Raw genomic sequence first — 24,349 nt, 5'->3', positions numbered from 1 at the left:
GGAACCAAAATTAATTACTTATTTTTCATTTCCACTAAAATTTTTGATATTGCTATCCATAAATTTATAAACATTAAAGTTCCGAAAATATCAGCAACAACTACATAATGTCCTATAAATAGGTTTTCAAAGTGAAATAATGGAGTGTTATAAATGGCTATTAATAAAGATATAATCATCGAAAACAGAAAAATTTTTTTCTTAGTTATCATATAACTGCAAAACAAGAACGTATAATAAGCCCAAAATTGTGCAGCATACCAGGCATGAGATAGCCGAATACCTGCTTTTGTATGCAGAGTTGTTAAAACCAGTACGAATAATACAAGTAATGCAATTAATGGAGCAAATTTAACGAATTGTAAAAGGTTTAAATAGCGCATGTTTGAACTTGGATGGTTTACTCCATACTTAAATACCCATTTCTTTATATAATGAATAAAAAATATAAAACCCAAATTAATAATTAACAAAAAAAACATCATTATTATTCCTTCTTTTCCAATGTATTAATCAACTAAAAAGTTAATTGATAGTTTATTTAAACTTATCTTTATTAAACTCTTTTTTTGGGTAATCTTCAAGTTTGTTTAAGTGGAATGGGCATTTTTTTCGAGTATTTGGGGGAGTGACCATTGTCATCACCCTAAGAAAACAGGTCACCCCAAAAACGATAAATAAGCTTTTTCGTTACAAGAAAGCCTAAAAATTTCGTTCTGGGGGTATAATAAAACCTTAGCTTGATAGCGATGGGGTACCGCCACATTGCCATCAAGCTAAGAAAAGCGAATATCCAAAACAAAAAAATGAACTCAATTCTCATAGATAACTAACTGTGAAGAGATAAATTTTTTGTTTTAGGGGACATCAAAATATTAACTTGATGGGTTGGGTGCTACCCCTTTATGTAAAAAACGCTAAAAACAAAAACTGGAATTTATTGTTTTAGTTAATTCAATAAGCACGAATATCATCACATTCAGTATTTATACAGTTTAACTCTACAAATTGCACATCTTTTTGGCGATTTAACAATTCTTTTTTATTCATATTGTTCCAATTAAATACTTCTGTATGAGAAACTAGGCATTTTACTTTCACAGTAGTTGTAATTCTCAGAAGTTGTTCTCTATCCTGCCATGTTGATATAAGACATGGCATCTCTAGCTCTATTAAAACTTTTTCTCCTACGGCAAAATTATTCATAACACTGGGTGCATCTGATTCAAAAATTTCACATTCTGTTGTTTTTGAAATGACTTCTGCCCAATCATCTAAATAGGCAATACCTTTTAGCATAATGGGAAGCTGCTCTATCATTTCAACTTTTTGTGTTATAACCTCCAATAATAAGGTTTCAGCTAAAATATCAATCTTTTCTTGTTTCAATATTAAATTCCCTCCTTAATCGACGAAACAAAGAAATATTTTCTATATTATATTATGAATTGATCCTTGAAAGAAAAATAAATAAATGCTCTATACAATTCTATTTAACATAACGCATTATTATCGATAGCAAGAAAAAAGTGGATCCCTCCTCTAATAAGGCATCCACCTATTCATTATGTGTTTCTATACTTGTTTTGTTCTCTTTGCTATTACAAACTTCAAAAAAGCCACAAATAGCAAGAAAAGCGGTATTATTTGAATAAAGAAAAATCCTTTCCAAAAATAAAATGGATTATTATATGTAAATTCTGTTGCCGCCTCATTTGTATAAGAAACAAACGAACCAACCAAACAAGATATTGGAATTATGAGTATATTTATCGCTAAACAAACCATTATCAATGATATATTTTTATTCTTAATTTTTGGTGAACCAGCCTTGATAAATAAAAATGTTGCAGTGCCGAATATTAGAAAAAGTGGTATCACATAAAAAATCCCCATAATATCCCTCCATGATTTTGATTGTACCATCAGCAAAGACAATTTTGTACAAATTCGCATAAATAGGGTATTCATGTGATGTTAACAAAACGTCTCATTATCAGTAACATCGAAAAGGGGAACCATATTCTCACAGAAGAACCTTCTTTTTTGTGCTATGGATCTAAGTATTTTTTGTACATTCCTATCCTAGCTCGGTTTTAGAGTTCTCGTTTGTTACTGAATTAGTCGAAAATCCGCATAAAAATTTGCATACTCTTAACCGGGGGTATTTCTACAAACCTGACGATACCCTTCACATAAAATCTCCTTTTGTACAGAAATAATAGAGTTGTTGTAAAAATGCCGGTCATGTTATTCAGCAATTGGGCCAGATTATAGAGTGATTTTATTAATTGTTTCGTTAACATTGTAAGAAGTGTATTTAAATCAACATGGCATTTTAGTTTAATGGAAAATGTTATAATATTAATAAAATTTTAGAAATGCAGGGTGAAAAATGAAGAGTATTAAAAGATTCATTCAAGTCATCTTAGTAAGTACACCACTCCTAATTCTTAGTGGATGTTTCTCTAAAGATGATCTGAATCAACCAATACAAGAATATTTAAAAACAAACTATGGAATACAAGGTGAATTTTCTGTTATTAAGACAAGTAATGATTGGCTTGTAGATATTGGCCATCAAACTTATGTAGAAATAAAAAAGCCATATCGTGCTTATCCGTTCTTAATGATTGAAAAAGATACTTTGAAAATATTAAAAGATGATAGTGACGATATCTATCTCGAACAATTCAAGGGTGCATATATTGAGCAACATCCAGAAGTAGTTCAAGTAATGAAGCAGATCATAAAAAAATATGGGTTAGTAAAATATCCTAATAAAGCTGTCCCAGAAGAAAATGGTCCTATTCGTATATTTCCTTACGACAACATCGGAATAAATGTAAATGATCACCAAAATCTACTTAGTGATTTTAAAAAGACTCAAACGATAGATACTACTGAACTTTTATCTACATTAATACCAGGTGACCACCGAAATGAAAGTCGTAATGGCAAGTATTTAGGTGTGGTGAATTTTCTATTTGAATTTGACATGTATAAAAATAAACATCCTATTCCAAAAGCCAAAGATCTAATTGTGGATTTTCAAAAAAGTAGAGTATTAACAAAAGGAATATACAGTATTAAAATGAGAGTAGATGATTCAAACCCTGATCGTTACTATATGGGGTCGGAAAATAATAATAATATAGCTTTGTTTGAAGTCGATGGAAATGGTGAATATACCATAATTGCCACTCCTAAAAGTGAGGATTTATATGATACTTACTATTATGGTGATTATGCAGCAAAAAAAATATAGAATAGAATTTTAGGTTGAATTATCACAAAGAAGTATAGACTTAATTCAGTAGCATGTAGTCTATTAAAAAGTACATTCTTTTCTTAAAACACTACAGAAACAACTATATTTTAACCCCGTCCTAAAATTAGAACGGGGTTATGCTTGTTTTTGGTTTTAAAAATTTAATAGATTTATTGTCCTTTTACAATTTAAATTAGAAATTGCTGTATTACAAATAAAAAGGATCCGATATGAGTATCAGATTCTTTTTCTCTTAGTATACTTATTTCACTGCCTCTTTCAATTCTTTTCCAGCTTTAAATGCAGGTGCCTGTGAGGCAGCAATTTGCATTTCTTCACCTGTCTGCGGGTTACGACCTGTTCGTGCAGATCTTTCACGTACTTCAAATGTACCGAATCCAAGAATCTGTACTTTCTCTTCATTTGCAAGAGCTGTTGTTATAGCGTCTAATACAGCTTGTGTCGCTGTAGCAGCATCTTTTTGCGTAAGTTCTGCTTTATCCGCAACTACTTTTGTTAATTCTGTTTTATTCATTTTCTGCACCTCTTTATATGTAATTAGGGATTATTATAACGTTCCTATACTCCTAGTGCAATTATTAATAACGTATAAAGAAAGCACCACATCACCACCAATCTGTGAAAAACAAATAGCCCAAAACGAAAATATAAGCCGTTTTCTTTCAAAAATACATGGAATCTTCATCCTGGTTTGTTATAAAATTCTTAAGTTGATGGGAATGGCCCATATAGGCAGCTTATTTACATAATTTTCGTTATTGGAAGTAAAGTAAACCCCTCTTATTGGGGTACGAACACTGTTCTTGTTATAATTAATCTTTTTCAGAACGTCTATAATCCTCTTTTAAAAAATATATGTAAATATAATAAAAAACGAATGATTAATAGAAATATTCTACGCCACTCATTTTTTATCGGACTTCTTTTTACTGTACTTTTATTTTCTTTATGAGTTATTAGAAAAATAATTGTCTATATAAGTCTTTATTTTTTCAAAATCCTTTTCCATAAATAAGATTGCTGGTACTTCAATTATTGGAAGATTATTTTCATTATCAAAAGGTGGACACGGTTTGGGAACTACCAAATAGTCAACTGAGTTTTTATCCCTAATATAATTAATTGAAACATCATAATACTTAGAAAAATATCCCTTCAAATCATCCTGATTCCTTAAAAATGGTAGAGAAAATATTGAACCATAATTTATACCAGCGTCGACAATTAATACAAAGCATATTTTTTTCATGATACACCCTCCTCGTATAATAAGTTTTAAGTTAATAACTGTTCCTTGAAAATTAAATAGTTTTTATCTTCAAGAGCTACATCAAAAAAATGATGTATGGGTAAAATTTAGTCTTGGATACTGGGGGATTTCCCTACCTTATTCAAAGAAAGGCATTACATGCTATTCCGAATGCAATAAAACAAATAAAATACTAAGACAACAACAGTAATAATACTCGATGCTGTTCTGAAAGTTTTGTTTTCATACGTTTTATTTAACAAGAAGAAGAACAAAACGACCCAGACCCCGTTGGAAAAGAATGATGTTAGTGCATTGAAAACAACTCGAAACGCAAACATAGAGTCTTCCATTAGTTTTCCACCTCGCTTTTTCCTTATTATACCATTTACAAAAAGTGATGTGTCGTGTTTTTCTTGTATATTCTATACATGTGAGGTTAACATAACGTCCTATTATTGGTAGTCAGGAAAAAGGTGGAACCCTACTCTCACAAGGGAAACTCCTTTTGTGTTCTAGCTACCTATATAATTTTTATACATCCCTATTATAGTGCGGTTTTAGGTTTCTTGTTTGTTACTGATTCAGTCAAAAAACTGTATAAAATCGTGCATAATCTTAATGTGGAGGTTTTTCAAAATACTGGCGGTATTCTTTTGATCATAAAACAAAAGTAACAATTAAAAATATTTATATATATTAATATTAAAATTAATGTTATACTAAGATTAACCAAGAAGCATCCAAGATTTTTTGATTAATCACTACATTTTCCTTAAAGCAATATCAACAAAAAAAGACACTGTATAGTGTCTCTTTTTTATGTTTCATGCCTTTGATCAATAGTAAGAGGATTTATACCTATGCCCTCCTATTGCTTATTGGTGTTAGAATTGCTGCTCCCACAAGCAGAATATCTGAAAGACACTCGTATAAGAGTGTCTTTTCTTTATGTAAAAAATTATTTTTAACAAAATCTCTTTATAAAAGAACTCATGTTCGTATATAATAAGAACATACGTTCTTTATTTAGGGAGGAATCACAATGTATGACTATTCTATCTTACCGAATAGAATCATCTTATGTGTTGATTTACGTAGCTTTTACGCTTCTGTAAGTTGCATCAAAATGGGGTTAGATCCTATGTATACAAAATTGGCAGTAGTCGGTGATGTAAATAGAAACGGTTCAATCGTTCTAGCTGCCACTCCCCCATTAAAAGCATTGGGAGTAAAGAAGATGGCCAGATTATACGAGATTCCTCGCAGAAAAGACATTCTTGTTGTAAATCCAATTATGGGTACTTACATTAAATGCTCTAATTACATAACAAAGCTAGCTTTGCAGTACGTTCCTATTGAGGATTTTCACCAATATTCCATCGATGAGTTCTTCATGGATATTACGGATAGTATTCATTTATTTGCTAACGATCCCTATGAATTCGCATTGAAATTTAAACGTGAAATATATGCAAAAACACGGATTGAATGCACAATAGGGATTGGTCCTAACCCTTTAATGAGCAAAGTAGCTTTAGATATTGAAGCAAAGAAGAATAAAAACGGCATCGCTTATTGGAAATATGAAGATGTCCCAACAAAATTATGGAGCATACGACCGCTTAATAAATTTTGGGGTATTTCGTACAAAACGGAAGAAAAGTTGAATCGAAAAGGAATACATTCTATAGGAGATTTAGCCAATTATCCTCTTAAATACTTAAAACACAGCTTTGGTAAGATTGGAGAAGAATTACACTTACATAGCTACGGAATTGACTTTAGTCGCATTTCAGAAAAATATGTTCCTGCCACAACTTCTGTTGGGAAAAGCCAAATACTCATGCGCGATTACACAATAGAAGAATTTCCGATTATTCTACTGGAACATATTGAAGAAGTTTGTTATCGGCTTAGAAGACAAAATAAACTTGCTCAAACCGTTCACTTTTCAGTCGGTTATAGCAAGAGTTATACCGGTGGCATTAGAAAAACACATACTTTAAACCGCCCAACAAATTTAACGATGGATATTTATCATATCTGTACATACTTTTTACATCAACAATATACTGGCGAACCCATTCGCAGCATAAACATATCCTTAACAAACCTAATTCAAGAAGGGGAAGAACAAATTTCTCTTTTTGATAATGTCACGAAACGAGAACAAGAAATAAAGTTAACAAAAGTAATGGATGAAATACGCACAAAGTTTGGGAAGAACAGTATTTTACGAGGGATTTCCTACACGCATAGCGCTACAGCTAGACACAGAAACACACTAATAGGAGGACATAAATCATGAGTAACGCCAATATGCCAAAAGGAAGAGGAATGGTAAAATTCACTCCGTTTGCAGTAATGCCTGAACAGTTTGCTGGTATTCGTGAAATCATCAAGGAGAAAAACAAAGTAACTCGGCCGATCTTAACCGCTGAAGAAAAAGAACTGATCGAGAACATGTTGTTATGTTCCTTATTATCTGAAGAAGAAATACTAATTACATATTATGAAGATGGTTATTTACTCTCTAGCTATATGACTGTTGTTGGCATTGACCAGCAAAATAGTGCAGTCATATGTACCGATGCTTTTTATAATAAAATGAAACTACAATTTTCTAATATAATAGACGTAAAATAGAATAGATTTAAGCGATCACGTTTGGATTGTTATAAAGGAGTGTATAAAATGCAAGGGAATCAGATAAGAAAGGATATAGCAAGAAAGGTTATTCATAACAATATAAATAACTATCCCCATTTAAATATTCCTATGATTATCAACGAAAAAGTTGGAATGATTTACGAAGTTTTAAGCGTTGGCTTTCATAATAATGATGCAGCAGCAATGATAACAACGGACGGTTTCGCTACAACTAGAGTAAATACACTGATTGTATCAGTAAAAAACGATAATGGTAGCATTCAAGTATACCGCTTACCTTCAGAACTGGAACATTGGGTACTTTCTTGTATGCGTGTTGCTTCAACAGGAAAAAATCCGTTCCCATGTAAAGTTGCTTTTGGAATCATCGATACTAAATTTTATGTAGAACTCAAATAAAAAAAGTGCTTTTCCTCAAAGCACTTTTTCAAAGGGGGTTACCAATCCCGACGGTCATCGCGATCGAAATCACGATCACGGTTACGCCTGCGACGACATTCATCACAATCGCAGTCACGATCACGTCTACAACGACGATCATCAAAATCTCTATGTCTGCGTCTACAGAACATTAAATCATTCCAAAATCTATCACAATCTCTGAAGTGCTCAAAACGACAATCATCTCTCATGAATATAATTTCCTCCTCATATTAAATAGGATTCATTATATTCTATGTTTAAAAATAGAAAACAGCTTGTTTACTAGTCTATCTTCTTTTCCTATTTTCATTAACAACAAACAAGACGTCCCCCCCCCCCGATCACAGCAGCACCTATGATACAATTTCAGGTAAAGGGCAACAATATTGAAATGGTATACATCTATTCTTTTTAAATTTGCTCATAGTTCTTAGCTTCCTTGCACTATTCACGACTATTGTGGGAATTATAATAATTGTTCGCTTGATTACTTATGGCACAACAAATCTAACTTAATAAAATCTGAAGGATCCATCTGAATCTTAAGTAGCTGAAGACGGTGAGGAAATTGCGTTTATTCATAACGGTGATACATACGGAAACTATTAAATCTATAGGATGTTTACATCATCCGAAAAAAATTTACTTTACAGATGAATAAACATCCTACGATTGTTAATCAGTCATCATTAACTCTTCAATTACTTTAATATTATTAAGGGTCTCCTCATCAGTTGGTAAGAAACGAAGAACCATTTTATTATGATGATAAGTCTGTTTATAGTCTTTTAGTTGAAAGTAGCAAAATGCTAATTGTTTATGCGGTAACCAAGTTTTAAAGGGTTGTTGTTCAATGAAATGAGCAGAATTAGCTGAAGGTGCTTCTATAGCTTGATTATACCAATAGGCAGCTTGATAAAACTGATTATTCTTAAGAAAGAATTCACCTAGGCGACAGCTAAATTCCGGTTGAGGAACATCGTATTCCAAAGACTGAAATGTGATTTCTATTTCTTTTTTAAAATTTCCGATTAGATGATAACAACTAGCTAATTTATGCATAACAAAAAGCCTGTGTTCTAATTGGATATCTTCGTAGTCTAAGAACTTGTTATAAAATTCAATGGCTTGTTTATATCTTTTATGTTTATGTAATTCTCTGGCATAATGAAATATATCGTGAACTGTCATTTTACCTTTATTTTTTTTCAAAAATTGTTCATATAGTTTGAGATTTCGATCTGATTCAATATCAGCATAATTTTTTTTATGGGTGACTATGATGCCACTTTCGAGAGAATTATACTGTTCATGAATACTTAGTTCTTCATGAACAACGCCGTGCCATTGAAAATTTTTACTTCTTTTAACTAATCTATTGCGGCGAATGCTGGTTAAAACATTATTGAATTTATCAATTTCCGCATGATAAATCATGGAAACCGCATCAATTTTTTGAGTGAGTGATTGTTTTAAATCAAGTAGCTTTTTACGTTCTTCTGGTAAAAGTATATCATCGGCGTCTAACCATAAAATGTAGTCCATTGAAGCTTGATGGAAAGAATAATTTCGAGCTGCTGAGAAATCATCTATCCATTTAAAATCTAAAATTTGTTTCGTCCATTTACTAGCTATTTGTTTCGTTTGATCTGTTGAGCCTGTATCTACAATAATAATCTCATCAGGGATGTCTTTAACTGATTCTAAACATCTATTAAGTGTTTCAACTTCATTTTTTACAATCATACATAAACTAATTGTAATCATCTGAGCACCTCTGTTATAGATATCTTTATTTTATTTGAATTTAGATTTCCCACCTAAAACGTAGTACCTAAACGAATCTCAATAGGTGGGGCTGTAAGTAGTTCTCGTTGTGGTTTTATACCTCGTAGTTCAACTATCATTTCAAGAACAATATTCCGGTACTTATTCACATCATCTAATATCTCTGCCCCTGTTTTCGAGAATGGTCCGGTCACAACCTAAATGTAGCTTTTTTTCTCCCATAAAATCACCTCATTTTAGTTTATTTTTATTTATGTTGTTCTTAAAAAATGCTAAGTGTAATTTTTCACATGAGATATTAGCTTAATTTTTGGTACAATCCATGACCATCAAGCTAATTTTTTGAATTATCCTCAAAACGAAAAATTATACTATTAAAAGTAAATATGGATTCCGAATGCAATCAATTATTGCAAGTATGCTATCTAGCTGCATAGCTAATGTTGTGAGTCATACCTGATTAAACGATTTCTATAACAACGAAAAAGACTCTCCTACAGAATAGAGTCTTTTCTTATAATATTTACATAGTTTTCGGATGTGAAAGTAACCTTAATTATCACTCTTAGTGTTTTATATTCGCTTTAAGGATTGACTCCTACTCCAAATGGACCATTCCCCACTGGAATAGTCGTAATCACGCTATTTGTTAGCCCATCAATCACAGAAACGCTGTTACTATTTAGATTTGTTACGTAGATAAGGTTAGTAGATGGATTAACTCCTACTCCAACTGGATTAATCCCCACCGAAATAGTCGCAATTACAGCATTAGTCGCCCCACTAATCACGGAAACGTTATTATTATAACCGTTTGCTATATAAATTTGATTAGTAGATGGATTGACTCCTACTTTCTGTGGAGCATTCCCCACCGGAATAGTCGCAATCACGCTATTTGTTAGCCCATCAATCACAGAAACGTTATCGCTCGCAGTATTTGTTATATATATTCGATTGATTAACGGATTAACTCCCACCCCTTGTGAAGAAATCCCCGCCGGAATAGTCTTAATCACGCTATTTGTTAGCCCATTAATCACGGAAACGTTGTCACTAATAAGATTTGTTACGTAGATAAGATTAGTAGATGGATTGACTCCTACTCCAACTGGAGCTCCCCCCACCGAAATAGTCTTAATCACGCTATTTGTTAGCCCATCAATTACGGAAACGTTGTCATTATTAGCGTTTGTTACGTAGATAAGATTAGTAGATGGATTGACTCCTACTCCAACTGGAGAACTCCCCACCGAAATAGTCGCAATCACAGCATTAGCCACCCCACTAATCACGGAAACGTTGTTATTATTAGCATTTGTTATATAAATTCGATTAGTAGATGGATTGACTCCTACTCCCCGTGTAGTACTCCCTACTGGAATAGTACTAATCACGGCATTAGTCGCCCCGCTAATCATGGATACGTTGTTATTATTAGCATTTGTTACGTAAATTCGATTGGTAGATATTAACCCCGTTGGTCCGGTTGACCCAGTCGATCCTGTCGGAAATGTAAAAGGAGGAATTGATGGAAGTTTCGAACCAATTAAATTCGGATCGAATGCCAATCCGTATAGAATCTCATGTGATTCAAACTCATTTTTCTCTGACATATGTCACCTCCGAAAATATTTATCATATCTTAATAAATGCAGTTAGGTGACAAAACGACATTAATAAGGTCTTCATCTTTTATATGTTTAATTGACGCCCTAAAAAAATACTTTATATTATGAAAACATGATAACAACAAAGACATACTGTAATTTTATTTCATCATAAAAGAGATTTTTTATAGAATCGGAAATTCTACCGTACAAATATACTTTTTACTGGAGAATTTGCTGAATTTATATACTAATTACATTCTCCCGGTCCCGGACCACATTGACTCAGATCTTCAGCAGCAGCAAGCACTAAATTAAAAAGATCTGCGTTTTTTTGATCAAAAACCGGGCTAAGTACAATTTCTTCACCATCTTGCTATATAGTTATAGAAACTTCTAGATATCGTCTGTCAAAAGGATTCAACCAAAGTCCAACACCCGCCCCATGTCCATATGGATTTCCTAACATTTCAACCAGGCCATTCCCTATCCTTCTAGTTCTCCTGTTACGCCGTACATAATCCTTGCATTATCGTAGTTATCTGGATATCCAATAGCATGAAATTTTCGAGGGAATGGAAATCCATAACTTAATAGGGGTAGCACCAAAACAAAAAAATGAGCTAATTTCTTAAAATGACTAACTGTAGAGGAAGAAAGTTCTCATTTAGAGGGTACTTCAAAACCTTAGCTTGATGGTGATGTGGCGCTACCCCATCGCTATCAAGCTAAGCTTATGCAAAGTCAATTTTAGGCGAGATTGTTTCTTTTTCTAAAGGGCAAGTGTAGGTGATTGAAAGATTTGCATACGAAATAAACCCTAACGGGTTTCACTTTTTTGAATTAAGCGGCTTGATTATCAGACATGGTACAATTGTAAACGACACCTAATATATCAAAGACCGTTTTTTTCTCATATCGATGAGATTTCCGCCCGTTTTGCTGTAGGAGATTGAACAGGCGGAGTAACACCTTTGATAGCTCTTGGGTGTTTTTTTGTATAGTTTGGAATAGAAGAAGAAAATAGTCTTTAATCATATATATGGCTTTATACTCACTAAGCTCTCGTTTTTTCTTCATGAGGAGCAATTGGCGCATTTGAAACATGATAGAAGAACAGAGTAGAATGGCAATCAATTGGCCATATAAATGGCACTCCAATCGTTCTGATTTTATCTTTTTACAATGATGGATTTGAAAGAATGACTTCCACGTTTTAAATAAAATTTCGATTTGCCAACGCAAAGAATACCAGTCATGTACCTGTCCCATCGGGACAATATCTGTAGAAGTGTTTGTCATATATACATTGATACCACTGAGTCGTTTACTACGAGGAGAATACTTCATTCCTTTCTTTTTTTCTCTTACAGCTTGATCTTGTAATCGTTTTTGTTGCTGTTGTTTTGTTAATCGATGGACAATTACACGAGCTGACACTTTATCAATCATTCCTACATAAGCATTAGCTATTTCCCATGTTTGTCCTGGCTGAAGGGAGTTCATTACCGTCTCCATATCTAACTGTATATACTCTGTACCTTTCTTAATTCTTCCATCTTGAAAATAATCAGGGTTAGGATTTTTTTGATAAATACGTGTATTCGACTTGATACGAGAAATATAGTAGGCCTCTTGATCTTGTATATATTGAAGGTCTTTTAAATGAAAATAACCTAAATCTCGGATACATAAATCATTCGCTGCCACAGTTGGGGCACACAGAGAGCCGTAAGTGCGATCATGTTGTTTACCTGGACCTGTATGAATATGTAGGAACTGTCCGCTTAACAAATCATACTCAAGCTGAATTTTTATCCCAGCTGTATGGCTGCATCCTCCTGCACCTGGATAAACCGATGAAAATACATCCGGGAGTTGAAATGCAGTTGAATCTAAGATACGAATACGCTTGAAAATAGAAGTATATGGAGAAGAAATTAGCTTAGCTGAAGATAACTTTTGGTTTAGAAGTTTGGCTAAAACTTGTTGTAGAAACTGGACGGCTGCGGCGTTAAATCTTTGATTTAGTCCTTCAGGACTGATGAGTACTTCTGTTGATACTTCTAAACAACTACATAACTGGGTTAAGGAAGTTTTTGCTACACTTTGGCTTAGCCATACGCATAAAGCTACTAACTCTTGTGCTTGATACTTACTTGTTCGCTGTACAAATCCAACATCTCTAGCTAGATTCTGTAAGGTATTTGGGGATAAAAGACTCTTTATCTCCTGTGCAAATAATTGTAAGTCGTCAGATACAGAATTAGACATACAAAAAACGCCATCCTTTCCTATAATTCTACAGTAAGAATAACGTCTTTTTTGCTTAATGAATAGTGTGAAACCTTAGCTTTATGGTAATGTGACCGTACCTCATGTAGTCACAGTTTTTATTTGTATTAAGACATTCGAAATGATTTGCCACGTAAAGCTGCTATGTAGCAAATAATAACTACTAAGCATAGGCTAACCATCACCAAATACAATTGTGGTGCAAAATGGATAATCAACCAGCCACCAAGCACTGGGCCTAAGAAGCCACCTAAGTTTTGAAATTGCATAAAACCAAGATATGTTGCTTTTTGATGCGCGGGTGCAATCATTTCGACTATAGCACTCGTCATTGGGAAAACAAAAATTTCACCAAGTGAGAACACAACCATACCGACAATAAAAAGTGTCCAATTATCAGCGAAGTGGAAGATTAACATACCAAGTGCTAATAGTCCGCCCCCGAAAATAAGACTTGTTTTGATTGCTACTTTTTCGCTTAAAATGCCGAGTGGCAATTGAAGAATTACGATTGTTGCAGCATTAATCACAATTAGAACTGAATATAATGCTACTCCGTCTGCCATAGTTAAATTAAGCAATTGTGGCATTGTTGCCTCTGTTTGCATATATACGAAATTGCAAATAACACTCGCAATAATGAGCAACATAAGTGTGCTATCTTGTAAAAGAACACGCATCAAGTCGCCAATATCTTGCGTAACATTGACCGTATTCTGCTCCTCTATACGTCGTAAAGTGATGACTAAGAAAATCGCATACAATAAGTACATCGTTGCAGTAATAAGGAATGGAAAACTTATTGATGATGCTTTTGAAATGACAATACCGAGCAAAAGGCCGATCACAGCTGATAAATTGATGGCAGTATATCGAATTGAAAATAGGCGACGACGCCTATCTTCGTCAGTATAGTCAATCATCAAAGCTTGTGAAGCTGGTTCAAAAAATGCACGACAGATACCGTTGAGAGCATTGCATAGAACGAATATCCAAACAGAGTTTGCGAATGCAAAGCCATAAAAGACTATACTCCAACAGAACATCGATATGATGATAATTTTTTTTCGGCCAAACCGGTCAGTAAAGAAACCACCGAAGAAGCCACCAAATGTCGCAGTCAATTGTGAAATACCGACTGCTAAACCAATCATAATTGGTGAGGCATGTAAATCATTTTGTAAATAAAGTGCTAAAAATGGTATCGTCATAAAGCTAGCTGTGCGGGCGAAGGTCGTACCACCGAGCAGCTGCCAGACGAGGGGGTGAAAATAATCCATAATAAAAACCTCCTGTATTAACATGCGTTTGCTTATGCTAGTATGAAGTGTGGAGTTAGTCTATAGTCAAGAGGAGTTTTTAACTTGGAGAGAAAAAACCTTAAAACCTTAAGTACAGGAGAATTTGCTAGTTATTTTGGGGTGAAAAAAGACACCTTGTTTTATTATGATAGAATCAATCTTTTTAAACCTGCCGGTAAACTTCCCAATGGTTATCGATATTATACCTACGATCAAATTAATACATTCTCAACACTCCAATCTCTTCGGAAAGTGGGAGTTTCGATTGAGGAACTAAAAGAATATCTTAATTCTCCCAACACTTACAAACTTGTTGAAATGGCAAAACAGCAGACAGTTCTGGTGGAAGAAGAAATTGAGAAATTAATTCAAATTCGTCGTTTCTTTAAGGGTATTATTTCAATGGAAGAAGAAAGAAAAAACGTTGAAGTTGGGAAGGTTTATATCCAAAAGACACAGAAAAAATCTATTTTCTTAAGCGATGTAAATTCGAAAAATAGCATGACCGATTTTGATTGGGTAAAACATTTTAGCAAGCAAATAGGCTTGTTTGTTCCTGCTCCTATTGGATCTGTGATAACAAGAGAGAGCCTGATTCAAGAAAGATATGAGGAGGTAGATCACTTATTTTGTTATAGTGATTTAGAAACAGGTCAATCAAAACCAGGAGGAATTTATGTCATATATTATCACCAAGGATCTTATAAAGATATTGAATCCGCATACCACAATATCACGGAATTTATCAAATCAGAGGGCTATGTTATTGAAGGAAATGCCTATGAAGATTACTTCTACAATCCATTAAGAACTAATAATAAGGAGGAATATCTTACTAAAATTAGTATACAGGTAACAAAGTGTTTAAAGAGTTAAAGCTATAATGTTATCTTTGTTTAGTAAAAATTAAAAATAGGAAAAACAATTGCAGCGAGTACTTTTAAAAAAAGTGATAAAAAGAGAATCGAACTTTATGTTTAGTAGGGCATACCCCATCATCAAGTTGAAATTTTAAAATACCCCCAAAACGAGAAAATTGTACGTTTTAATCTGGAGACGTCAATTTTCTCATTTTCGGGTATTTGCTTTTCTTAGCTTGATGGTGATGTGGCGCTACCCCATAAAACACATAGAGCGATATCCCCCTCTATATGAGTAATAGCGATAGAACGATTTATTTTTTAACTTTTTATGTACATGTGTACAATTACACATGTACATAAAAAAGATCCCTTCATACAAAGGGATAGAGCGGTACAACTTTATTTCAAAGGTACAACAATCTGCTTGATATAAACTGCATCTACTTATATAAGAAAGCTTATAGAACACCATAAAAAAAGGGCTGTAAGCCTCTCCTCTTACAATCCCTCATTAATCACCATTAAAGGATAAAGCGTTCATCTAATACCATATACCCATATAAAATTATACTCTAATTCCACATTATTTATAACTAAAAGGATGCGGATATCGACTCCTTTTTTACCTATTCCTTTTCTTCATCATATTTCAAATTTACCCACCTATCTTTTAACTTTAGCCCATTTATAGTTAAATTCTCCACCAAAATCGTTGGTCACAATATCTTTGACAAAAGAACGTTGTAAATATGATCTTCCTTGGTGGTAGATCGGCGCTACTGCTCCATCTTCTAATAAGATTTTCTCTGCTTGTTTCATTTCTTCCCAACGAGCCTTTTTATCATCAGCTAAATCGGTTTTTACTTTATAAATTAGTTCATCATATTGCTTATTTGAATACTTATCAAAGTTATATGTACTATCTGTCTTGACACTCCCACGGCTAAAGCCGCAAGTCCTACACCTTACGGTGTAACGGATGGGATTCCTGAATGACTAAACGTTCGCAGTCCATTTCTGTTTTGAACAGCCTTCAAGATGAGGGTGTGTCATCACCCCTCCTAAGACAGACCATATAGGTTCTTAGGCTGATTGACTATTACCGCCAACCACAGTTGCGTAGCGAATGTTCATCGCTCCAACGATATCGCGGTGTTTCTCAAATCCGCATTGACACTTATACTTTCTATCTTGTGCCTTGTTCTTTTTAGTGCATTTTGGACATGTTTGACTTGTATAAGAAGGGTTCACATATTCAACCTTTATACCAACTAACTTTGCTTTGTACTCGATGAATTGCGCTAGGCGAAAGAATGACCAAGTGTGTAGATTTTTTTCGTTTTTACGGCTTGTTCGTGCCGTCTGTCTGATGTTCGTTAGTTGCTCTAATCGAATGACAGAGATAGTATTATTCGTTGCGAAATCAACGATTTCACGACTCACTTTGTGGTCTTGGTTTTGCATCCACCTTTGTTCCTTATCATCAAGTTGTCGAAGGGCATTTAGTTTCTTAGCTTTTCCTAACTTCTTACGAACACTACGAAACTTACGTTTCATGTATTTGTTTTTCCTACCGTTTCCAAAGAAACGAACTTTATCATCATCTGTGATGGCTACCGCAGGAACTTTGAGACCTAAGTCTACTCCTAGAATTTTCGTTCCTGTTTTTTCTATTGTAGGGACCGTGACAGATATCTGAGCGATCCATTTACCAGATTTCTTTGTGATACGAAGTGTACCTAACTTGTGCTTCAACAAGTCGAAGTTGCGATTATGTTTGTCGATTAATAAAGCGCGAACCTTTAAACGTGTTGACTTGCCATTTACCATAAACGGGATTGAAATGTGCGTATAGTCAAATGAATAGTTTTGGTTATTCCACACACAAACTGGTCTTTTTAAAATCGGAACGATTTTGTATTTACTCTTTTTCACTTTTGTAGAAAATACACTTTTCGCATCTTTAATCGCTTGATTTTCGACCGCACTTGGAAGGTTGGCTTCAATATCCTTTGTGCTTTTCTTCGTACTTTGTTTCGCTTCAACCATTTCAAATACCAGTGTATTGATGAGTTTAATATAATCGGAACTACTTTGTTTCAATAGCCTGATTTGTTCTTTTGTTGGAAGCAATTTAGTTTTGACCGTGATGGTTTGTGTCACAAATTTCACCCCCTCGTTTTTTGACTTTCTACATAATGCTTTATTGTCTCACTTAATACATTCCCAGCAGTAGAAACAAAATAGGAACGCGTCCACAGACTTGGCAAATGTTGAAGATGAGGAAATTCCTCTCTTAATTTTTTAGAAGTCACTCCCTTAATTTTCGCCATTGTATCAGCAGGACTAAGTGTTGGAAGTGTATTCAAGAACAAGTGAACGTGGTCTTTGTCACATTCCATTGCGACAATAACAATATCCAGTTCGTTACATATCTCTTGGACCAACTCTTTGAAACGCTCTTCTACTTTTGTGTTAAGAAAAATCTTTCTTCTATATCGTGGGCAAAATACAAAGTGGTAGTTAATTAACGATACGGTTGTTTTAGTTCTTCTATAATCGTTCATCATGTTGACATTGTATCAGTTAATCAAACGAACTGCGACAAGAAGGTTGAAAAAATAAATAATACCCACACTTTGGATACTTAAAGTGCCACAAACCTTGCGGTTTTTTGGTAACACTCCGTATCCAACCTCACTTTCATCCCATGCCTAAAGGCGATGGGCTTTCTCGTTTGGGAAGGGCGGTAAATAAGTCTAAGAAAGTAATAGGATCAGAAATATCAGTCCCCCCGACATCAATACCTATATCATAATCTCTACTTAATAATAATTTTTATCTTCAATACGGTATGTGAAATTATAAAAAAATACTCTATAAGATTATATTACAATTCACCGGAATCAAGGCTGTTTGTAGTAAATAAAGGTTACAGTCTTCAATATAAATGTCAGTCATCTTTCAATAACGTATACCTTTGTGAGTTATTATACAAAATTCACATGTCGGAATGAGTATAATGCCAAACATGCAATACTCTCAAGAGCTGCCGCTTAAAGGCTACATATACAACGTTCTTTTTAGTGTATATTTTCATTGCAATTAACTATTTTGTAAAATTTCTCAATCCACAAAGTACTATCTATATAAAATGAGTTCATACATATTTATTAAATACATTTTAAGTTCATATATAATTAAATAATTTAGGAGCTGATTAGCATGGCAAGTAAACCACTAGTAATAACGCTTCCTCCTATATCAAAAACCAAAATTACTTTTTATTCTTCTTCTGGTGAAGTAATGAAGCACACTTTTTTTACAAACGAAACTTCAGAACCTATAGCAACGTTTGCATATTGTCCTATAGGATTTGAAAGATTTGAAACGAAAAAAATGCCCGTCCTTATCAAATAATTTTTTCATAGACAATTCCCTAAGTCCACTTGATTTCAGGGGATTATTTTATATCAAATAATGCTTTTCATTTAAATCCAATTAACTATTATTTGAAAAATAAGAAAAATTTATCTGATGTTTTTTCTTAATACTCATGATATTATTTTGTTGCTGATGTTCATCAACCCGAGCATTCAGTAACACCATCCACAGACTCTACTCTCATCCTTCCCTTTTGAGAGTAGAGCTTCTATTTATAAAACCTTCCTTAACACTCTGTATATTTGTACAAAATTCAAATTTTGTTTAATTAAATACTTCAATTACATGTAAAAATTACGTAAAGATTGCTATGATTCAATCCTTCCACTCTAGAAACGTTATATAATGAAATTGCAAACATTAGGTTTGCCCCTTTCTGTACGACATAACTAATTGCTAGGAGCAAATCCTAGCCTTTTTATTTACCCCCAATTGATCTGAATCCCAGATTTCCTCTTTCTTATTATTAATTCCAAACTGCTTCGCAATCATTTTCGCAGCTTTTTCTAAAGTCATACCATCTACATCTTACTTACTCAACGCCACTAACTGCTCAATAAGTACAACATTAAACCCTATATATTTCCTTTTCCCTCGACTATTCTTCCTTGCATCAAACCCTTTACATTCAAGAACATTCGAATACTTTCTAAGTGTGCTATCACTTACTCCTAAACGACCATAGGCCTCACTGCTATACTATTCTCCGCTTCCGACATAGCGCTACGCCACCTCCTATTAGAGAATTTCAATACATAGTGGCTGATACCTTTAGCATCCATCGACTAAGCTCGCACAGTTTTTTCCATATTTTATCGAAATTATACACTTCCACATAAAGCCATAATTAAAGATAGAAACCTTTTAAATAAACCCATTACATAACAAAAAAGAAAAACATCTCTGAACAAATCATGCAGCAGATTAGATTTAAATCTCACTTATTCTTAAAAAGGGATTACTACTTATAAGAAAACCACAGTGAATACAGATTAGAAACCATCTCTTAATATGTAATTTATTTATATCTACAGGTTTACAATGAAAAAGAATGAAGAATCATATTATGTAACCTTTACGAACGCAAAATAAGAAGGGAATCATATTTTAGATTCAACTCCCTGATTTATGTTTATCGGTTTATCCAGGTGTAAGAGGATACAGCCATACGGCTGGGATAAAAATTCAGCTTGAGTATAATTTGTTAAGGGCGCATTCCTAGATATTCATACAGGTCCAAGTAAACAACATAATCGTACTTACGGCTCTCTGTATGTCTCAACTGTGACAGCGACTGATTTCTGTATCTAAAGTATGAAAATCAGTGGCGAATACATCGCCATACTATCTATCTCTTTAATCTAATCGGTCATATTCTTTTCTAATAATCTGATTACATTGAACATAAAAAGATTTTTATTTAAGCCTATAAATTCACAGTATACTTCTCTATAGGTTCGGTAAATAATATAATGTATATTTTTTCACAAAAAGGGCTATGGAGGAGATATAATTGTCTAAAAACCTAAAATTAGCATTTTCTGGTGGTGGGTTTAGAGCGTCTTTTTATGCATTAGGAGGATATAAGCGTTTAGTTGAGTGTAAGTTAGACCAATCTATATCTAGTATTAGCTCTGTTTCTGGTGGAAGTATTACTGCTGCCGCTATCATGATTGCACTACATAAAGGCGGTTCCTTCCGTAATGTACATGATTTTGAAGAACGTGTGATTAACCCCTTAGTAAAATTAGGTCAAATCGACCTGCGAACAAAGTTACTTACAAATTCCTTTACAAAACAAGCATTATCTTTTAAATCTATTCGAGAAAAATGTAGTAATGTACTTCCAAATTTATTGGATGAGTATCTATGTGAAGGGATTCGAATGAAAGACCTAAAAAGTCTTCCTATAGACTGGTATTGCAATACAACATGCTTAGATACTATGAGGATGTTTTATTTCTCCACTGATCATATGTATGGAACTTATATTGGACAAACAACTAATATAGATGATATTACGGTTTCTTATGCTGTATCTACCTCAGCAGCTTTTCCATTATTATTTTCCCCTATTTCTTTATCTCTAGAAGATAAGGTATTTAGTGATCCAGAAAATAGAATGCAAGGCAGCCCTTTATTACAATTTGAAAAAATTTGGTTTTCTGATGGAGGAGTATTCGATAACATCGGAACTGAACCATTAATCTTGCCAGATGGCGAGATTAAAACAAATAAATATCCGGCACTTGCAAAGCATAGAAAAGAACCAATGAAATTTATTCCTAAAGCTAAAAATGAAATTTATATTGTTTTAGATGCCTCTGCATCTGAAAAAGTATGGAAAGAAAATGAGAAGCCTTCATATTTTGAATTGAATAAAAGGATTTTAGACACCTCTAATAGTCAAATTGTAGTATTAAGAAGGAAATTATTACGTAATCTAGATCCAAAAACATACCCAGGATTACAACTCATTCTTAGTAAGCCTATTCAGACTTTATTAGATAAGAATAATAATCCTTTCTATACTGACCAAATCCCTTTACCAGACTATCAATTGCCACCTCGTTCTACAGATAAAGAGGATATTGAAATGCTTTTAGCTGGGCTTCGTACAGATTTAGACGGATTCCATGACAGTGAAATTCATACCTTAATACGTGCAGGGGAAATCAGAATGGACATTGCATTAAGGACGTTACTACCAGAATATATGAAGAATATGAAAGGAACCTCTAATCCTATATTTCCATCTGAAGATTTAGAACACCTTAAAGATATATTACATAAAGGAGGAAAACATAGATTTACAGGTAGCTTTTTTCAGCACCTTCATGATACTGATAAGTATTAAAAACGTAAACAAAAAAATGTGCATTTCCCCTAAAGATGTACATTTTTCTGTTTTTGATTGTATGACCATTCGTTGAAAGAATTTCCTCATAACTATTATGATACGTAAAATTTTTATTGGTTGGATTTGTTGATGGCTATAATAATGTCATACATCCATATACTCATAATAGCTGTTGTATCTCTAAAAAATAAAAGAACGGCATCTAAATAGCTCAGAACCCCTAGAAAATGATAACGACTTACACTCAATTCCATATAAAATATTTGCTGAAGGATGTAAGTCAGTTACAGGCACTATTTCAGTTTCTCTAAAAAAAATCTTCAGTTTTTAAAAATGTGGCAAACTCATCATCTAAAGTTGCTAGTGATACATTATGTATTTGTTCAGACACAAAAATAGGCTGTAGAGAAGATTTTCTTCACAGCCTGAGAAAACACTTCTCTTAAGATAGAGAAGTGTTTTTCTTTCATTACTGATTTGAGCTAGAAGATTGTGATTTTTTTGCAGCTGATTGTGCATTTTGTTTTTGCACAGAATGCACATCTGTTTCAGTTGCAAACTCTGTACCATAACTAGCATTTGCACTTTGAGCACCAGAAGCTTGTGCTTTCTTTGCTTCTGATTGTGCATTTTGTTTTTGCACAGAATGCACATCTGTTTCAGTTGCAAACTCTGTACCATAACTAGCATTTGCACTTTGAGCACCAGAAGCTTGTGCTTTCTTTGCTTCTGATTGTGCATTTGCTTGTTTTACTGCTTGTACATTCGTTTCAGTTGCAAACTCTGTACCATAGCTAGCATTTGCACTTTGAATGCTAGCACCAGAAGTTGCCTTGTTATAACCTTGTTGTTTTTTGTTCATCTTTCTCACCTCCACAATTAATAATGTAACCAACCCATTTAAAAACTATTCTTAATTATATTTTTAAACTTCCACATATTATTTTAATCTTCATTCAAACTACATATTATAGAGATGAAATTATGTACATAGGACGAAATATGAATGAACTAACCATGCTTTTAAGAAATGAATGGAAAGAAGAAGAAATATTAATTACATATTATAAAGATGGTTATTTACTCTCTAGTTATATGACTGTTGTTGATATTGATATTGATCCGCTAAATAGTGCTGTCATATGTACCGATGCTTTTTATAATAAGATGACACTACAATTTTCTAACATAACAGACGTAAAATAGAATAGATTTAAGTAATCACGTTTGGATTGTTATAAAGGAGTGTATAAAATGCAAGGGAATCAGATAAAAAAGAATACAGCAAGAACAGTTATTCATAATGATATAAATGACTATCCCTATTTAAATATACCTATGATTATCAATGAGAAAGATGGAAAGATTTACGAAATTTTAAGTGCCGGTTTTTATACTAATGATGCAGTAGCAATGATAAAAACGGACGGTTTTGCTACAACCAGGGCAAATACACCGATCGTAACAGTAAAAAACAATGATAGTAACATTCAAGCATACCGCTTACCTTTAGAACTAGAATATTGGGTGCTTTCTTGTATGCGTGCGGCTTCAGCAGGAAAAAATCCGTTGCCATGTAAAGTTGCTTTTGGAATCATTGACACTAAATTTCATGTGAAATTTAAATAAAAAAAGGGGCTACTCAATTTGATCCCCTTCTCCCTTAAGTTATATAAACATCACTTCTCTATATTGTTTATAGGAACAAATACATTTTTTGCTTCGACTGTTAGAAACTATTCTCCCCTATGTTTATCTTCAGGTTTATAAATTTAGCGCACTCTAAGTGCAATATAAGGCTTCATTCCCCAAGTAGTAGATACTGTATTTCCACAAGCCATATTTCTACCAGAATATCTTATTGCCCCGGCTTTAAAATCAAATGTATCAAATCGTTTAAAGGTCTCTAATGGACTTTTCCCTTGAATTGCTCGTCTAATAACATCTGCAGCTATTTCATTAGCTACTCTCCTCATTTCAGCCGTAAACTTGTGTTGTGCATCAGTTTGTATAGATGAAATCGTACGATTTACTAATTCATTTATCCAGGCTAGGAAGGGACCTGGATTAGCGCTAAATACAGATACGCCTGCAGCTACTGCTCCCTGTAATACATCTTTTTCTGCAATGTCATTAGACCAAGCTGTAACCCAACCACCATTTTCGATTTTGAGTTCTAATTCAAACTTATTTGTCAGGTATCCAGTATGACCGTGACACACAGGAGGTATTACAGAAGAAGGATGATGCACTGCATGATCTATCTCATGCCCTAAATGATCTAATCCACTGCTCACCCAACTCATTCGTTCCGATTCAGAATAATGAATATCATGTATTGACGTTCCATTGTATTCATTATTCCATCCTCCATAATGCCAATTACCATAACAATTATAATGATACTCTGGATAATATAATGAATAAAATGGAGTTAATCTAGATAAATATTGTGGAGAGTAATTACTAAATTGACCACATTGAATTATATATAAACCATATGGATTAATTAACATCATAATTCCCCCTATAACCCTTTACTTGAAAGCAA

The 24,349-nt window shown here is 33.6% G+C and carries 24 protein-coding genes and 3 pseudogenes; 10 read left to right on the top strand and 17 right to left on the bottom strand.

Going from position 1 to position 24,349, the window contains the following annotated elements:
* Nucleotides 1-14 precede the first annotated feature (14 nt).
* From FS802_RS17965 to FS802_RS17955, 3 genes are all read right to left on the bottom strand, one after another.
* A complete protein-coding gene (locus tag FS802_RS17965) occupies nt 15-485 on the bottom strand; it encodes a hypothetical protein (RefSeq protein ID WP_098654220.1) in 471 nt (156 codons plus the stop codon).
* 469 nt (nt 486-954) lie between these two features.
* On the bottom strand, nt 955-1,389 hold the full coding sequence (locus tag FS802_RS17960) for a hypothetical protein (RefSeq protein WP_098823266.1): 435 nt from the start codon (nt 1,387-1,389) through the stop codon (nt 955-957).
* A gap of 186 nt (nt 1,390-1,575) precedes the next feature.
* Nucleotides 1,576-1,896: a hypothetical protein gene (locus FS802_RS17955; protein ID WP_098823265.1), complete on the bottom strand. Its 321-nt coding sequence runs from the start codon at nt 1,894-1,896 to the stop codon at nt 1,576-1,578.
* A 499-nt stretch (nt 1,897-2,395) separates the two neighbouring features.
* Between FS802_RS17955 and FS802_RS17950 the strand changes: the two genes are divergently transcribed.
* On the top strand, nt 2,396-3,268 hold the full coding sequence (locus tag FS802_RS17950; protein ID WP_098654223.1) for a hypothetical protein: 873 nt from the start codon (nt 2,396-2,398) through the stop codon (nt 3,266-3,268).
* A 265-nt stretch (nt 3,269-3,533) separates the two neighbouring features.
* Here FS802_RS17950 and FS802_RS17945 read toward each other — a convergent pair whose 3' ends face one another.
* The 3 genes from FS802_RS17945 to FS802_RS32085 all read right to left on the bottom strand — a co-directional run bounded on the left by FS802_RS17945 (nt 3,534) and on the right by FS802_RS32085 (nt 4,894).
* Complete coding sequence (locus tag FS802_RS17945; protein ID WP_098654224.1) at nt 3,534-3,806, bottom strand: HU family DNA-binding protein; 273 nt, start codon at nt 3,804-3,806, stop codon at nt 3,534-3,536.
* A 432-nt stretch (nt 3,807-4,238) separates the two neighbouring features.
* Nucleotides 4,239-4,541 carry a hypothetical protein gene (locus FS802_RS17940; protein ID WP_000717620.1) on the bottom strand — a complete coding sequence of 101 codons (303 nt, stop codon included), beginning with the start codon at nt 4,539-4,541 and terminating at the stop codon, nt 4,239-4,241.
* Nucleotides 4,542-4,696: 155 nt separating this feature from the next.
* Nucleotides 4,697-4,894 carry a hypothetical protein gene (locus FS802_RS32085; RefSeq protein ID WP_002170404.1) on the bottom strand — a complete coding sequence of 66 codons (198 nt, stop codon included), beginning with the start codon at nt 4,892-4,894 and terminating at the stop codon, nt 4,697-4,699.
* 692 nt (nt 4,895-5,586) lie between these two features.
* On the opposite strand from FS802_RS32085, the gene FS802_RS17925 reads away from it, so the two are divergent.
* From FS802_RS17925 to FS802_RS17915, 3 genes are read left to right on the top strand one after another with little or no spacing between them, the layout of a single operon-like run.
* Nucleotides 5,587-6,852 carry a Y-family DNA polymerase gene (locus tag FS802_RS17925; RefSeq protein ID WP_098654225.1) on the top strand — a complete coding sequence of 422 codons (1,266 nt, stop codon included), beginning with the start codon at nt 5,587-5,589 and terminating at the stop codon, nt 6,850-6,852.
* Nucleotides 6,849-7,190 carry a YolD-like family protein gene (locus FS802_RS17920; protein ID WP_144525296.1) on the top strand — a complete coding sequence of 114 codons (342 nt, stop codon included), beginning with the start codon at nt 6,849-6,851 and terminating at the stop codon, nt 7,188-7,190. Before FS802_RS17925 ends, FS802_RS17920 begins: the two co-directional genes overlap by 4 nt.
* A 48-nt stretch (nt 7,191-7,238) precedes the next feature.
* Nucleotides 7,239-7,613: a hypothetical protein gene (locus FS802_RS17915; RefSeq protein WP_144525294.1), complete on the top strand. Its 375-nt coding sequence runs from the start codon at nt 7,239-7,241 to the stop codon at nt 7,611-7,613.
* A 38-nt stretch (nt 7,614-7,651) separates the two neighbouring features.
* Here the strand turns inward: FS802_RS17915 and FS802_RS17910 are convergent, their stop codons facing one another.
* The 5 genes from FS802_RS17910 to FS802_RS17890 all read right to left on the bottom strand — a co-directional run bounded on the left by FS802_RS17910 (nt 7,652) and on the right by FS802_RS17890 (nt 14,610).
* Nucleotides 7,652-7,846, bottom strand: coding sequence for a hypothetical protein (locus tag FS802_RS17910; protein ID WP_098436705.1), 195 nt, complete (start codon nt 7,844-7,846; stop codon nt 7,652-7,654).
* Nucleotides 7,847-8,312: 466 nt separating this feature from the next.
* The gene (locus FS802_RS17905) at nt 8,313-9,404 is read right to left on the bottom strand and encodes a tetratricopeptide repeat-containing glycosyltransferase family 2 protein (protein WP_098654877.1); all 1,092 of its coding nucleotides are present in this window, start codon (nt 9,402-9,404) and stop codon (nt 8,313-8,315) included.
* Nucleotides 9,405-10,009: 605 nt separating this feature from the next.
* Entirely contained in the window at nt 10,010-11,041 is a 1,032-nt protein-coding gene (locus FS802_RS17900) for an exosporium leader peptide-containing protein (RefSeq protein WP_144525292.1), read from the bottom strand.
* 837 nt (nt 11,042-11,878) lie between these two features.
* Complete coding sequence (locus FS802_RS17895) at nt 11,879-13,309, bottom strand: IS4 family transposase (protein WP_000072035.1); 1,431 nt, start codon at nt 13,307-13,309, stop codon at nt 11,879-11,881.
* Nucleotides 13,310-13,437: 128 nt separating this feature from the next.
* Entirely contained in the window at nt 13,438-14,610 is a 1,173-nt protein-coding gene (locus tag FS802_RS17890; RefSeq protein WP_000384374.1) for an MDR family MFS transporter, read from the bottom strand.
* A gap of 84 nt (nt 14,611-14,694) precedes the next feature.
* On the opposite strand from FS802_RS17890, the gene FS802_RS17885 reads away from it, so the two are divergent.
* Nucleotides 14,695-15,507, top strand: coding sequence for a MerR family transcriptional regulator (locus FS802_RS17885; RefSeq protein ID WP_000440177.1), 813 nt, complete (start codon nt 14,695-14,697; stop codon nt 15,505-15,507).
* A gap of 650 nt (nt 15,508-16,157) precedes the next feature.
* Here FS802_RS17885 and FS802_RS17880 read toward each other — a convergent pair.
* The 3 genes and pseudogenes from FS802_RS17880 to tnpA form a co-directional block, all read right to left on the bottom strand.
* Nucleotides 16,158-16,421, bottom strand: a pseudogene (locus FS802_RS17880) (peptide ABC transporter substrate-binding protein); the annotation flags it as partial.
* Between the two features lie 156 nt (nt 16,422-16,577).
* Nucleotides 16,578-17,657 (bottom strand): RNA-guided endonuclease InsQ/TnpB family protein, encoded by a 1,080-nt coding sequence (locus FS802_RS17875; protein WP_098654879.1) that lies wholly within the window; start codon nt 17,655-17,657, stop codon nt 16,578-16,580.
* A 5-nt stretch (nt 17,658-17,662) separates the two neighbouring features.
* Nucleotides 17,663-18,064: an IS200/IS605 family transposase gene (tnpA, locus tag FS802_RS17870; protein WP_098654880.1), complete on the bottom strand. Its 402-nt coding sequence runs from the start codon at nt 18,062-18,064 to the stop codon at nt 17,663-17,665.
* Nucleotides 18,065-18,719: 655 nt separating this feature from the next.
* On the opposite strand from tnpA, the gene FS802_RS17865 reads away from it, so the two are divergent.
* The gene (locus FS802_RS17865) at nt 18,720-18,914 is read left to right on the top strand and encodes a hypothetical protein (RefSeq protein WP_000157209.1); all 195 of its coding nucleotides are present in this window, start codon (nt 18,720-18,722) and stop codon (nt 18,912-18,914) included.
* Nucleotides 18,915-19,373: 459 nt separating this feature from the next.
* Here the strand turns inward: FS802_RS17865 and FS802_RS31665 are convergent.
* Nucleotides 19,374-19,634 (bottom strand): annotated as a pseudogene (locus tag FS802_RS31665) (DUF3967 domain-containing protein); the annotation flags it as partial.
* Between the two features lie 418 nt (nt 19,635-20,052).
* On the opposite strand from FS802_RS31665, the pseudogene FS802_RS17855 reads away from it, so the two are divergent.
* Nucleotides 20,053-20,246 (top strand): annotated as a pseudogene (locus FS802_RS17855) (IS4 family transposase); the annotation flags it as partial.
* Between the two features lie 205 nt (nt 20,247-20,451).
* On the top strand, nt 20,452-21,795 hold the full coding sequence (locus tag FS802_RS17850) for a patatin-like phospholipase family protein (RefSeq protein ID WP_144525290.1): 1,344 nt from the start codon (nt 20,452-20,454) through the stop codon (nt 21,793-21,795).
* Between the two features lie 472 nt (nt 21,796-22,267).
* Here FS802_RS17850 and FS802_RS17845 read toward each other — a convergent pair whose 3' ends face one another.
* Nucleotides 22,268-22,675, bottom strand: coding sequence for a gamma-type small acid-soluble spore protein (locus FS802_RS17845; RefSeq protein ID WP_144525289.1), 408 nt, complete (start codon nt 22,673-22,675; stop codon nt 22,268-22,270).
* A gap of 107 nt (nt 22,676-22,782) precedes the next feature.
* Here FS802_RS17845 and FS802_RS17840 point away from each other — a divergent pair, with 107 nt between their 5' ends.
* Both FS802_RS17840 and FS802_RS17835 read left to right on the top strand, forming a co-directional pair.
* Complete coding sequence (locus FS802_RS17840) at nt 22,783-23,004, top strand: YolD-like family protein (protein WP_255291350.1); 222 nt, start codon at nt 22,783-22,785, stop codon at nt 23,002-23,004.
* Between the two features lie 48 nt (nt 23,005-23,052).
* The gene (locus tag FS802_RS17835) at nt 23,053-23,427 is read left to right on the top strand and encodes a hypothetical protein (RefSeq protein ID WP_098654883.1); all 375 of its coding nucleotides are present in this window, start codon (nt 23,053-23,055) and stop codon (nt 23,425-23,427) included.
* Between the two features lie 143 nt (nt 23,428-23,570).
* Here FS802_RS17835 and FS802_RS17830 read toward each other — a convergent pair whose 3' ends face one another.
* Nucleotides 23,571-24,314 (bottom strand): hypothetical protein, encoded by a 744-nt coding sequence (locus tag FS802_RS17830; RefSeq protein WP_098654884.1) that lies wholly within the window; start codon nt 24,312-24,314, stop codon nt 23,571-23,573.
* Between the last annotated feature and the right edge of the window lie 35 nt (nt 24,315-24,349).

This window comes from Bacillus sp. DE0042, assembly GCF_007680225.1.
Taxonomy (GTDB): domain Bacteria; phylum Bacillota; class Bacilli; order Bacillales; family Bacillaceae_G; genus Bacillus_A; species Bacillus_A wiedmannii.
Note: the sequence above shows the minus strand (reverse complement) of the source record. Positions and strands in the feature narration are given on the sequence as shown.